Below are 12,812 nucleotides of genomic sequence, written 5' to 3' on the forward strand. Positions count from 1 at the left end.
AGAGCAAACAAATGAATCGAGTGGTAATTACTGGCTATGGAGTCACTTCACCTATTGGAAATGACGCAGACAGCTTTTTGAATAGCTTAAAAGAGGGGACGAATGGCATCGCACCGATCACTAAATTTGATGCTTCAGAAACAGGGATTACCTTAGCGGGTGAAGTCAAAGATTTCCCTTACGATAAATATTTTATTAAAAAAGATAGCAAACGAATGGATATGTTTTCGATCTATGGAATCTACGCTGCTTTAGAAGCAATGGAGATGAGCGGTTTAGATAAAGAAAAAATGAATCAAGACCGGTTTGGCGTCATCATCGGATCTGGGATCGGTGGTCTTCCAACAATCGAAAACCAAGTTATTCGTCTACATGAAAAAGGTGCAAAACGAGTTTCTCCAATGTTCGTACCAATGGCGATTGCCAACATGGCAGCTGGAAATATTGCTTTGCGTGTAGGTGCAAAAGGTATTTGTACAGCTATCGTAACAGCTTGTGCTAGCGGAACGAATTCAATTGGGGAAGCATTCCGTAACATCAAACATGGCTATTCTGATGTCATTCTTGCTGGAGGAACAGAAGCAACGATTTGTGAGATGGGGATTGCTGGATTTGCAGCTTTAACAGCACTCTCAGAATCAACTGATCCTAATCGTGGTTCGATTCCGTTTGACGAAAATCGGAATGGTTTTGTGATGGGTGAAGGAGCAGGCGTTCTAGTTCTTGAATCTTTAGAACATGCACAAGCTCGCGGTGCCAAAATCTATGGAGAAATCGTTGGATACGGTGCAAACTGTGACGCTTACCATATGACAGCTCCTACTCCAGATGGTTCTGGTGCATCTAAAGCAATGAAGCTTGCGATGGAAGAAGCTGGTGTACAGCCGGAACAAGTCGGATATATCAATGCTCACGGAACAAGTACACCAGCCAATGACCAGGCAGAAGCAAAAGCAATCCAAATCGCATTAGGTGAAAATTTCAGAGATACTTACGTCAGCAGCACGAAATCGATGACTGGACATTTATTGGGAGCAGCCGGCGGGATCGAAGCCTTGGCAACTTTGCTGGCATTAGAACATCAATTTATCCCACCTACGATCAATGTAGAAAAACAAGATCCTGAGATTGACTTGACAGTTGTCAAAAACGAAAGCAAACCTGCAAGTTTTACTTATGCAATGAGTAATTCATTAGGGTTTGGCGGACATAATGCGGTTCTGTGCATGAAACGCTGGGAGGAATAATTTTGGATATCAATGAAATCAGAGAATTAGTCAGTCAATTTGATCAATCCTCGCTAACGGAATTCGATTTGCGTGAAGGTCAATTTGAATTGTATATGAATAAAAATAAAACAAGTCGAGGCATGAATATGGTTCAAACAAACGAAACGTTGCCAGTTTCGGAGCCAGTCAATGTCATATCTGAACAAGCAACAACTGCTCCAGAAATAATGAAAGAAAAAGAATCGGCAGTATTTGATGGAATCGAGGTTGTTTCGCCAATCGTGGGAATCGTTTATCTGCAACCAGCGCCCGACAAACCAGCTTTCAAAAAAGTAGGTGATCAAGTTGCCAAAGGAGAAGTTATCTGCATTATTGAAGCGATGAAACTGATGAATGAGATAACTAGTGAGGCCGACGGAGTGATCACAGAAATCCTTGTAGAAAACGAGTCAGTTGTCGAATATGGACAGCCACTCTTTAGGATTCAGCAAAAATAAGCAAAGCAGGAAAGAGGGAAAACAATGAACATACAAGAAATAAAAGAAATCATTCCACATCGTTATCCAATGCTTTTGATTGATCGAGTGGAAGAAATGGTTGAAGGAGAACGGATCGTTGCTAAGAAAAATGTAACGATCAATGAGCCCTTTTTTCAAGGACATTTTCCAGAAGAACCTGTTATGCCAGGGGTATTGATTGTTGAAGCAATGGCTCAAGCAGGAGCAGTTGCATTACTTTCTCTTGAACAATTCAAGGGAAAGACGGCTTATTTCGGCGGATTGGACAAAGCAAAATTCCGTAAGAAAGTTACACCGGGAGATACCTTATACCTTGAAGTTGAGATATTGAAAGTGAAAGCTTCAGCCGGAATAGGCAAAGGAATCGCTAAAGTAGACGGTAAAAAAGTAGCCGAAGCGGAATTAACCTTTATGATTGGATAGGTGAAATATGTTTTCTAAAGTATTGATAGCTAACCGCGGTGAAATCGCTGTACGTATCATTCGTGCATGCCGCGAACTAGGGATCCAAACCGTAGCGATATATTCAGAAGCAGATGCCGAAGCACTTCATACACAGTTAGCAGATGAAGCAATCTGCATTGGCCCGGCAAAAGCCGTTGATTCATATCTGAATGTTCAGGAAGTACTGAGCGCTGCAATCGTGACAAAAGCCGAAGCAATTCATCCAGGATTTGGTTTTTTATCTGAAAATAGCCGATTTGCCTCCATGTGTGAAGAGTGCAATATCACATTTATTGGTCCTAAAAGTGCAACGATCGATGCAATGGGAAATAAGATCAATGCGCGTCAATTGATGCAAGAAGCAAATGTCCCAGTCATTCCAGGAAGTACTGGTGTATTATCTACAGTAGAAGAAGCATTGGAAATAGCAGACAGAATTGGTTATCCAGTGATGCTGAAAGCAGCTGCAGGTGGTGGCGGGAAAGGCATTCGGAAAGTTCAATCAAAAGAAGAGCTCCCACAGCATTTTTCTTCAGCTCAGCAAGAAGCAGCAGCGGCATTTGGAAATGATGATATGTATTTGGAAAAAATCATTTATCCTGCTCGCCATATAGAAGTTCAGATCTTAGGTGATCGATTTGGTCATGTCATTCATTTAGGCGAGCGAGATTGTTCTTTACAACGCAACAATCAAAAAGTACTGGAAGAATCTCCTTCTGTAGTGATCTCACAAACAAAAAGAGAAGCACTAGGAGACGCTGCTGTTCGAGCAGCTAAAGCAGTCAATTATGAAAATGCCGGAACGATCGAGTTTCTGATGGATGAAGAAGGCGATTTTTATTTCATGGAAATGAATACTCGAATCCAAGTGGAACATCCAGTAACAGAAATGGTCACAGGAATCGATTTAGTAAAAAAACAGGTGGAGATAGCAGCCGGTGAGCCTTTGAATGTGTGTCAAGAAGAAGTAGTATTCCAAGGACACGCAATCGAATGCCGGATTAATGCAGAAAATCCTGCTTTCCATTTTGCTCCTTCTCCAGGGAAGATCCAAAACTTACTGCTTCCAGCAGGTGGGATGGGACTGCGAGTAGACAGTGCAGTTTACCCGGGATATACGATCCCGCCATATTATGATTCAATGATTGCAAAAATAATCGTCCATGGAAATACGCGTTTTGAAGCATTAATGAAGATGCAGCGAGCCTTAAGTGAATTTATCACAGAAGGAATCATCACGAACGCAGAATTTCAGATGGATTTGATTAGTCATCCTGCAGTCATAGCAGGTGATTACAGCACAGCATTTTTACAAGAAGAATTTTTACCGAATTGGACACCAGAAACGGAGATAGGAGGCGCATAGATGGCTCTGTTTAAGAAAAAGAAATATATTCGGATCAATCCTAATAGAGAGAGCAAACCTGCTAACTCGCCATCTGTTCCTGATAACATGTGGGCAAAGTGTCCAAATTGCAAACATATCCTTTATACGAAAGACATCGGTGAAGAAAAAGTATGCCCTCATTGCGGATACGCTTTTCGAATCGGTGCATGGCAGCGTCTAGCTTTGATTATTGATGAAAAAAGTTTTGAAGAATGGGATACGGATCTTGTAACCAAAGATCCGCTAGCATTTCCCGAATATACGGAAAAAATTAAAAAAATGCAAGATAAAACAGGACTTCATGAAGCAGTCCTCACTGGTAAAGCAACCATTCAGGGGATTCCCTTCATTATTGGAGTGATGGATCCTAATTTTATCATGGGAAGTATGGGAACGATTGTCGGAGAAAAGATCACCAGATTATTCGAACGAGCAACAAAGGAAAGTCTTCCAGTCGTCTTGTTCACAGCTTCAGGTGGCGCACGGATGCAAGAAGGAATCTTTTCTCTAATGCAGATGGCAAAAATCTCTGCTGCTGTCAAACGGCATAGCAATGAAGGTCTTTTTTATCTAACTGTTTTAACGGACCCGACGACCGGAGGAGTAACTGCCAGTTTTGCAATGGAAGGCGATATTATTCTAGCAGAACCCCAAAGCTTGATCGGTTTTGCTGGAAGACGCGTCATCGAACAGACGATCAAGCAGGAACTTCCAGAAGATTTCCAAAAGGCTGAATTCTTATTATCTCATGGTTTTGTCGATCAGATTGTTCCCCGCATGGAATTGAAACAGAAAATCCATACGCTTCTTGAATTGCATACACAGAAAGGATGGATAGATCGTGGATAAGACAGCACATGATGTCGTTCAGTTAGCAAGAGCTAAAGAACGATGGACAAGCTTGGATTTTTTTGAAGAGATCTTCGATTCTTTCGAGGAATGCCATGGTGATCGTTTATTTGCAGATGACGAAGCGATTGTTGGTGGAATCGCTCGATTAGATGGCAAACCGGTAACAGTGATCGGTATTCAAAAAGGACGGGATCTGCAGGAAAATATCCGCAGAAATTTTGGTTCTCCCCATCCTGAAGGCTATCGAAAAGCTTTACGACTGATGAAACAAGCGGAAAAGTTCAATAGACCGGTGATTACCTTGATCAATACAGCAGGTGCATATTGCGGTGTAGGAGCAGAAGAGCGCGGCGAAGGAGAGGCTATTGCCAGAAATCTGCTCGAAATGTCTGATTTAAAGGTACCGATCATCGCCATCATCATTGGTGAAGGTGGAAGTGGCGGTGCCCTTGCTCTAGGTTTAGCGGATGAAGTCTGGATGCTGGAAGAAACGATTTATGCTGTGCTTTCTCCAGAAGGATTTGCGTCGATTTTGTGGAAAGACGGTAGTCGCGCCGCAGAAGCAGCTGAGTTGATGAAAATTACTGCGCCAGAACTACGCGAGTTAGGAATCGTTGATCGAGTTATTCCTGAAACGTTCAACGGCGAGCAGTTGCCACGATATAAAGTCGCACACATTATGAAAAAAGCGTTGATTGAAAGATTGACGGAACTTGTTCGATTAGATCAGCATAAATTACTGGAAAAACGATACAAGAGGTTCCGCCAATATTAGTTGTTTTTTGTTTCTAAATTTTTCTGTGATCAATCTTTATTTTTGGTCATTTTGTAAAGAAATGCTTTTTCTGAAAGACGAACGAGTATAGAGGTAGTTTTTTTTGCTGATATGCAGTATAATACGGGGTTGAGGAGTACTTTATGTGCTCCTTCATTTTTTGCAGATGAGGAGACAGCATGTTTTCAAATTACAAACCAACATGGATGGTAGAAGCCATCTATCAGATTACACCTGCCCAATTAAAGAATCTAGGCATCAAAGCAGTATTGACCGATTTAGACAATACGTTGATTGCATGGAATAATCCAGATGGAACAGAAGAGTTGCTTACTTGGATTTTAGAAATGAAAAATGCAGGAATCCCTGTTGTTGTTGTTTCAAACAATAATTCAAAACGTGTCGCGCGAGCGATTGAAAAATTTGATCTTTTGTATGTTGCACGAGCAATGAAACCTTTAGCAAGAGGGATCAACATAGCAAAGAAACAATTGGATTTAGCAGATGATGAGATAGTAATGGTAGGCGATCAGATTATGACTGATATACGTGGAGCCAATCGTGCAGGGATACGTAGCATCCTTGTAAAACCCATTATCGCAACAGATAGTTGGAAGACACAATTTAATCGTTTTTGGGAAAAAAGAATTATGGCCTATCTATTAGCAAAACACCCTGATATGGGCTGGCGAGGTGGAATCGAATGACAGAAGAATTACAATGTATCGGCTGTGGTGCCGTTATACAAACAAACAAACCCGGTGAATTAGGATACACGCCGCAAACGGCTTTGGAAAAAGGTTTAGCTTCCGGGGAAGTCTATTGTCAGCGTTGTTTCAGATTACGCCATTATAATGAGATCCAAGATGTCTCATTGACGGATGACGACTTTTTGCGCTTACTGAATGAATTAGGGCAAAAAGATGCATTGATCGTCAATGTGGTGGATATTTTTGACTTCAATGGTTCACTAATCCCAGGACTACACCGTTTTGTCGGTGACAATCCAGTACTTTTAGTTGGGAACAAAGTGGATATATTACCTAAATCATTGAAAAAAACTAAATTAACACAATGGATGAAGGAACGTGCTTACGAAGCAGGAATTCGTCCAGTAGATGTATTATTAACTAGTGCTAAGAAATCTCATGAGATGACGGAACTATTAGAAAAAATCGAAGAATACCGCGATGGACGGGATGTCTATATCGTCGGAGTAACAAATGTCGGAAAATCGACGCTTATCAATCAAATCATCAAAAATACAGCGGGAGTACAAGATGTAATCACAACTTCGCAGTTTCCAGGAACGACCTTGGATAAAATCGAGATTCCTTTAGATGACGGGCATTTTTTGATTGATACACCGGGAATTATCCATCGCCATCAAATGGCGCACTACTTAGGTAAAAAAGATTTGCGGATCATTGCACCGTTAAAAGAAATCAAACCTAAAGTTTATCAGCTGAATGAAGGGCAAACACTTTTCTTGGGCGGACTTGCAAGATTTGATTTTATCAGCGGCAATCGTGCTTCATTTATTGCTTATGTGTCAAATGATGTAAATATTCATCGAACGAAACTGGAAAAAGCAGACGAATTTTATCAAAAACATGTAGGTGGATTATTACAGCCTCCTCGTCCTGATGAAGTCGAGGCATTTCCGGAGCTTGTTCGTTTTGAGTTTTCTGTGAAAGAAAAAACAGACATCGTTTTTGCCGGTCTAGGCTGGATCACTGTAACAGCGCCAGTAGTAATTGCGGGCTGGGCGCCAAAGGGTGTAGATGTATTGAAACGCAAAGCATTGATTTAAGGAAGAAGGAAAATTATGAGTTTAAGAGGAAAACAAAAGCGTTTTTTACGTAGCAAAGCGCATCATCTTCAGCCGATTTTTCAAATCGGAAAAGGTGGGATCAATTCAGCAATGATCGTTCAAATTGAAGAAGCTTTAGAAAAAAGAGAACTGATCAAAGTATCGTTACTTCAAAATACAGATGAGATTGCAGAAGAAGCAGCTCAAGTATTAGAAAAAGAAATAGATTGCGAAATCGTCCAAATCATTGGACGTGTTATTGTATTATACAAACCTTCCACAAAAGAAAAGTATCAAAGGCTATCAAAAGAAGTAAAAGCAATATAAGGAGTGACCATGATGAATACGCAAGCTAAGACATTTGTTCGTTCACAATTATTTCCTGAAGAAATGCCTCAATTCTTAGAGAAGAAAAAGCAAGTAGGGATCTTGGGCGGAACATTCAATCCCGTTCACCTTGCACATTTAGTGATGGCTGAACAAGCTGGCCGGAATTTAGGTCTTGACCGCGTATTTTTGATGCCTTCTTATCAGCCACCTCATGTTGATGAGAAACAGACGATTGATGCAAAACATCGACTCAACATGTTGGAATTAGCGGTGGAAGACAATCCTTTTTTGCAGATTGAAACGATTGAATTAGCTCGTGGTGGGAAAAGTTACACCTATGATACTATGAAGGAATTGACGCAAAACAATCCGGATACAGATTATTACTTTATTATCGGTGGGGATATGGTAGAATATTTGCCAAAATGGTATAAAATCGATGAGCTGACTTCTATGGTCAACTTTGTGGGTATACGTCGACCAGGATACACAACGGATACTCCATATCCTGTAATTTGGGTAGATGTACCTGAGATCGACATCAGTTCCACGAAAATACGTCAAAAGATCAAAGAAGGCTGTTCTATCCGCTACCTTGTTCCAGATAAAGTAATTGATTATATTCAAAATGAAGGGTTGTATGAATATGGACTATAGTAATGAATATACTGCTTATTCTAGAGAAAACCTGATGCAAAAAATACAGATGAGAATGAGCGAACAACGCTTCAAGCATGTGCTTGGAGTAGAAGAAACAGCCGTGGCTCTTGCCAAAAAATACGGTGCTTCTCCTGAAAAAGCTAGTATTGCTGCATTGACACATGATTATGCAAAAGAACGACCAGATGAGGAGTTCAAAATGGTAATCGTAAGAGACGGTTTTGATCCGGAGTTATTGAATTATAATAATGCAATCTGGCATGGTCTTGTTGGCGCTTCGTTTGTAGAGCGGGAATTAGGAATCACCGATGCAGAGATTCTTCATGCAATCCGGGTGCATACGACTGGGGCTGCTAAGATGAGTCTCCTTGACAAAATCATTTATGTAGCAGACTATATTGAACCAGGTCGAGATTTTCCTGGGGTACAAGATGCACGAGCCATTGCATGGGCTGATCTAGACGAAGCTGTAGCATTTGAAACAAAACATACATTGGCCCATTTGCTTGCGCAAGAACAACAGATTTATCCAAAAACAATCGAAACATATAATTACTGGGTAGCAAAAAAATAAGCTGCTCATATTAGGAGGAAATCATCATAGATAGTAAAGAACAATTAAAAATTGCGATTGAAGCAGCAGATTCAAAACGGGCAGAAGACATTATCGCTTTAGACGTTCGAAATGTTTCCTTGTTGGCAGATTATTTCATGATCTGTTCAGCAAATAGCGAACGTCAAATCAACGCAATTACAGAAGAAATCATTGATAAAGAAGAAGAAAACAAATATGAAGTAAAACGTATTGAAGGAAAAGAAGGCGGAAAATGGGTATTGATCGATCTTGGAGATGTGATCGTACATGTTTTCCATGCGCCAGAACGAAATTTCTATAATCTGGAAAAACTATGGTCAGATGCTCCGCTAGTCGATCTTAGTGAATGGTTGGATTAACATATGGCTTATGAAACATTTGCTTTCATTTACGATGAAGTGATGGACGAAACACTTTATCAGCAATGGTTAGCTTTTTCGAAACGTCATTTACAAGAAGACACAAAAAATATTTTGGAACTGGCATGCGGTACTGGAGCATTAGCGGTTGCCTTTGCAAAAGATGGATATAAAGTGACAGGGTTAGACCTTTCAGAAGAGATGTTGATGATTGCCAGCCAGCGAGCATATGAAGAAGACGCATCGATCCAATTTGTGGAAGGCAATATGCTCGATTTATCAGAAATCGGACAATATCAGGCAATTACCTGTTTTTCTGATTCGCTGTGCTATATGAAAAATAGACAAGAGGTACAGCAAGTGTTTGATGAAGTCTATCAAGCGTTAGAAGAAAATGGCCGATTTTTATTTGACGTACACTCCACCTATCAAGTAGATGAGGTTTTTCCAGAATATAGCTATCATTATCAAGGGGATAATTTTGCTTTTTTGTGGGATAGTTATCCAGGAAGCGAGAAACACAGCATCGAACATTTTCTTACCTTTTTCGTTGAAGAACAAGAAGGGTCTGGTCGATTTATTCGTGAAGATGAACTACATCAAGAGCGTACCTATCCATTGGAAAGTTATTTAAGAATGCTGGAAAACAGCGGCTTTTCGAAAGTCGAAGCATTTTCTGATTTTACAGACGAAGCAGCATCAGAGAAATCAAAGCGCTGGTTCTTTGTAGCATACAAAGACTAGCGGTTTTGCCTGCTCGAGTTAACAAGAAAAGAATAAATCTTCAACATAAATTATATATCCGAACGATATAGGCATTGCTCTTGCAGTGCAGCTTTTCGTCGCAGAAGTATTGTGTTTGCGAGAATAGTTTATATAGTTCGGGTATTTTTTCCGATTTTTGCCTTTTTTTACTTGTCTCTATTTCTTTTTTATCGATAACTATGAAGGAGGATGCGCATGAAAAGCTGCGGGATTATCGTAGAGTACAATCCTTTTCACAATGGACATCGCTATCATGTGGAAATGGCACGAAAAATAACAGGAGCAGAGGTCGTCATTGCTGTAATGAGCGGGAATTTTTTGCAAAGAGGCGAACCGGCTATCATCGATAAATGGCATCGCGCGAATGAAGCTTTACAAAATGGTGTGGATTTAGTAGTGGAGCTTCCCGTCGAATGGGCGGTTCAGTCAGCTGACTATTTTGCTAAAGGTGCAGTAAAAATCTTGCAAACACTGGACTGTGACAGTTTGTGTTTTGGAACAGAAGAAGAGACTTCGTTTGATTACAGCAGTTTCGGACGCTTTGTCCAAGAGAATCAAGATAGGATAGAAGAGGCATTTCAAGAACTGTCTGATCAAACGTATAGTTATCCGCAAAAAATGACTGAGGTTTTTCGCAGTCTGTATCCCGATATTACGCTTGATTTTTCTTCGCCAAATCATATCTTGGGATTAAGTTATGCAAAGGAAAATGCCAAGTATGTCCACCCTATGGAATTACATCCGATCCGACGTAAAAGTGCAGGCTATCATGAAAAAATCATCACAGATCAGAGGATAGCCAGTGCAACAGCCATTCGCCATGCGTTAGAAGAAGGAAAAAGAATAGCTGGACTTGTGCCGCCTCAGACAGAAGAAGATCTTTCAACTTGTTCGCTGCAGACTTGGGAATCTTATTGGCCGTATTTGCGTTATCGGTTGTTATCTTCTACTTTGCTGGAACTGACAGATATCTATCAGATGACCGAAGGAATAGAATCGCGCATGAAAACAGCAGCTGCAACTGCTGATAGTTTTGAGGATTTTGTGTCAAAGGTAAAAACAAAAAGATATACATGGACACGGATCCAACGATTATCTTGTTATGTCTTGCTGAATATCAAAAAGCAAGAGATTCCTGTCCAACAAAATAAAAATTATCTTCGACTACTTGGATTTACCGATGCTGGAAGAAGATTCTTAAAAGAAAAAAAAGAGATTTCTATTTATTCCCGAATCGGAAAAAAAGAGGCACAAGAAGCGGAACTGTTAGTTAGAAGTGATCAAATCTATCAATTGGGAGGCAATATTCCGGAACAGAATTTCGGGCAAATCCCAATCCGAGTATAGATAATTGACTAAAAATGAGAAGAATGAAGGAAGAAAGAAAAAAAGCTTCACAGAATCGTGATTCACAAGTATAATGGAACAGGACGTTTTTGCGTTATGAAACTATCAAATCAGAAAGCGAAGTGAAAATATGGGACGTAAATGGGCAAATATCGTAGCAAAGAAAACTGCTAAAGATGCTAATAATAGCCGGATTTATGCAAAATTTGGGATTGAAATCTACGCGGCAGCAAAATCAGGTGATCCTGATCCGCATGCAAACCAAAAACTACGTTTCGTCATTGATCGCGCTAAAACTTATAATGTACCAAAACATATTATTGACCGAGCAATCGAAAAAGCAAAAGGTGCAGGAGATGAAACATACTCTGAATTGCGCTATGAAGGATTTGGACCAAGCGGCTCAATGGTGATTGTTGATACATTGACGAACAATGTGAATCGAACAGCAGCAGACGTACGGGCAGCATTTGGGAAAAATGGCGGGAACATGGGTGTTTCCGGAGCGGTTTCTTACATGTTTGACAATACAGCAATCTTTGCTTTTGCAGGAGAAGACGCTGACGAGATCCTTGAATACCTAATGGAAAAAGACATCGATGTTCGCGATGTAATGGAAGAAGAAGGACAAATCATCGTTTACGGTGAAGTAGCGGATTTCCATAGTATACAAGAAGCATTAAAAGAAAAAGGAATCACTGATTTTTCAATCGCTGAGATCCAAATGATCCCTCAAAACGAGGTAACACTATCTCCAGAAGATCAAGAAACATTTGAAAAAATGATTGATGCACTGGAAGATCTAGAAGATGTACAGCATGTGTTCCATAATGTGGCATTAGAAGACTAAGCAACCAGTTTTAACGAAAAGTATTCAGTCTTTTTCGAAAAGCAAGACAATCTCACTAACAGATTGTCTTGCTTTTTTGTGTGATTTATTTTCTTTTCTAATTCAACCTGTGGTATGATGAGAGCATAAGTATCATGTGAAATGATATGAAGTATGTGGAAGATGGACGGGGAAGAATATGGAAGCAAAAATCACTTTAGAACCTTTTGAACGTATCTTAAGCGGTTACCGCAAAGTAGAAGAGTTAGCTGTGAACGTAACTGATTGTTCAAAATTAGCGCAAAAATACGCAAGATTCGGCGTTGAAGGCTATCGATTAGGAAACTATGTCGGTACAGGGTATCTGAACCGTTATTTAGAGTGTATGGTGGACCGCGCACCAATGCTGATTTATAGACAAAATTATCTGATTCCGCTGCTTTTTCGTCGTTCTGATTCAGCCTTTCGGTTATTTGAAGAAGAGTATCGGATGGAGGCTTTCTTTCTACTATTAGAGTGGAGCTTGAAACATCGTCCTGAAAAAATTCTTATCGAAAGAAATGAGAAGATAGACACGAAAAAAAATAAAGTGATCGATAGTGCATACCTAGCATTTCGTGTATCAGAGATTTTGGATTGTGGCGGCTATCCAATCAGCAATTTCCAATCAATTGACCAATTCATTGAATGGAATCGAATTTACCGATTGATCGACAATGGCGGGATTGGCCGTCATAGCAAGGTATTTGACCCAGAATATCCAGAAAACATGGAAGAACTGAAAATGATTATTTCGCTTGTCAAATTAAAATATCCTGAAACAGATTTGGATTTATATATAGAATAAATGACCTTAAATGATTGAATTACTTTTTCTGCAATTATTATTGTAAATAAAAAGACAACTGC

Annotated in this window: 16 protein-coding genes; all 16 read left to right on the plus strand. The window is 40.0% G+C overall.

Going from position 1 to position 12,812, the window contains the following annotated elements:
- Positions 1–11: 11 nt before the first annotated feature.
- The 16 genes from fabF to ACIFUW_RS04665 all read left to right on the plus strand — a co-directional run bounded on the left by fabF (position 12) and on the right by ACIFUW_RS04665 (position 12,750).
- Positions 12–1,247 (plus strand): beta-ketoacyl-ACP synthase II, encoded by a 1,236-nt coding sequence (gene fabF, locus ACIFUW_RS04590; RefSeq protein WP_002287619.1) that lies wholly within the window; start codon positions 12–14, stop codon positions 1,245–1,247.
- 2 nt (positions 1,248–1,249) lie between these two features.
- The gene (accB, locus tag ACIFUW_RS04595; RefSeq protein WP_002287620.1) at positions 1,250–1,726 is read left to right on the plus strand and encodes an acetyl-CoA carboxylase biotin carboxyl carrier protein; all 477 of its coding nucleotides are present in this window, start codon (positions 1,250–1,252) and stop codon (positions 1,724–1,726) included.
- Between the two features lie 24 nt (positions 1,727–1,750).
- Positions 1,751–2,170, plus strand: a complete 420-nt coding sequence (gene fabZ / locus ACIFUW_RS04600; RefSeq protein WP_002287621.1) for a 3-hydroxyacyl-ACP dehydratase FabZ — start codon at positions 1,751–1,753, stop codon at positions 2,168–2,170.
- A 7-nt stretch (positions 2,171–2,177) separates the two neighbouring features.
- Positions 2,178–3,557 carry an acetyl-CoA carboxylase biotin carboxylase subunit gene (locus ACIFUW_RS04605; RefSeq protein WP_002287622.1) on the plus strand — a complete coding sequence of 460 codons (1,380 nt, stop codon included), beginning with the start codon at positions 2,178–2,180 and terminating at the stop codon, positions 3,555–3,557.
- Positions 3,558–4,427 (plus strand): acetyl-CoA carboxylase, carboxyltransferase subunit beta, encoded by an 870-nt coding sequence (gene accD, locus ACIFUW_RS04610; RefSeq protein WP_002287623.1) that lies wholly within the window; start codon positions 3,558–3,560, stop codon positions 4,425–4,427. It begins immediately after the preceding gene.
- Positions 4,420–5,205 carry an acetyl-CoA carboxylase carboxyl transferase subunit alpha gene (locus ACIFUW_RS04615; protein WP_002287624.1) on the plus strand — a complete coding sequence of 262 codons (786 nt, stop codon included), beginning with the start codon at positions 4,420–4,422 and terminating at the stop codon, positions 5,203–5,205. Before accD ends, ACIFUW_RS04615 begins: the two co-directional genes overlap by 8 nt.
- A 179-nt stretch (positions 5,206–5,384) precedes the next feature.
- Positions 5,385–5,912 (plus strand): YqeG family HAD IIIA-type phosphatase, encoded by a 528-nt coding sequence (locus tag ACIFUW_RS04620; RefSeq protein WP_002287626.1) that lies wholly within the window; start codon positions 5,385–5,387, stop codon positions 5,910–5,912.
- The gene (yqeH, locus tag ACIFUW_RS04625) at positions 5,909–7,018 is read left to right on the plus strand and encodes a ribosome biogenesis GTPase YqeH (protein WP_002287628.1); all 1,110 of its coding nucleotides are present in this window, start codon (positions 5,909–5,911) and stop codon (positions 7,016–7,018) included. Before ACIFUW_RS04620 ends, yqeH begins: the two co-directional genes overlap by 4 nt.
- 15 nt (positions 7,019–7,033) lie before the next feature.
- Entirely contained in the window at positions 7,034–7,345 is a 312-nt protein-coding gene (gene yhbY, locus ACIFUW_RS04630) for a ribosome assembly RNA-binding protein YhbY (RefSeq protein ID WP_002287630.1), read from the plus strand.
- A 9-nt stretch (positions 7,346–7,354) separates the two neighbouring features.
- A complete protein-coding gene (locus ACIFUW_RS04635; protein ID WP_002287632.1) occupies positions 7,355–8,005 on the plus strand; it encodes a nicotinate-nucleotide adenylyltransferase in 651 nt (216 codons plus the stop codon).
- Positions 7,989–8,582: a bis(5'-nucleosyl)-tetraphosphatase (symmetrical) YqeK gene (yqeK, locus tag ACIFUW_RS04640; protein ID WP_002287635.1), complete on the plus strand. Its 594-nt coding sequence runs from the start codon at positions 7,989–7,991 to the stop codon at positions 8,580–8,582. The genes ACIFUW_RS04635 and yqeK overlap by 17 nt, the downstream gene beginning before the upstream one ends.
- Positions 8,583–8,638: 56 nt before the next feature.
- Complete coding sequence (gene rsfS / locus ACIFUW_RS04645) at positions 8,639–8,962, plus strand: ribosome silencing factor (RefSeq protein WP_033582077.1); 324 nt, start codon at positions 8,639–8,641, stop codon at positions 8,960–8,962.
- 3 nt (positions 8,963–8,965) lie between these two features.
- Positions 8,966–9,706, plus strand: a complete 741-nt coding sequence (locus ACIFUW_RS04650; protein ID WP_002287639.1) for a class I SAM-dependent DNA methyltransferase — start codon at positions 8,966–8,968, stop codon at positions 9,704–9,706.
- A gap of 216 nt (positions 9,707–9,922) precedes the next feature.
- Positions 9,923–11,074 carry a nucleotidyltransferase gene (locus ACIFUW_RS04655; protein WP_002287640.1) on the plus strand — a complete coding sequence of 384 codons (1,152 nt, stop codon included), beginning with the start codon at positions 9,923–9,925 and terminating at the stop codon, positions 11,072–11,074.
- 130 nt (positions 11,075–11,204) lie between these two features.
- Positions 11,205–11,924 (plus strand): YebC/PmpR family DNA-binding transcriptional regulator, encoded by a 720-nt coding sequence (locus ACIFUW_RS04660; RefSeq protein WP_002287641.1) that lies wholly within the window; start codon positions 11,205–11,207, stop codon positions 11,922–11,924.
- A 178-nt stretch (positions 11,925–12,102) separates the two neighbouring features.
- Complete coding sequence (locus ACIFUW_RS04665; RefSeq protein WP_002287642.1) at positions 12,103–12,750, plus strand: hypothetical protein; 648 nt, start codon at positions 12,103–12,105, stop codon at positions 12,748–12,750.
- Positions 12,751–12,812: the final 62 nt, after the last annotated feature.

The sequence above is a fragment of the Enterococcus sp. PLH-Efm8 genome (assembly GCF_053011625.1).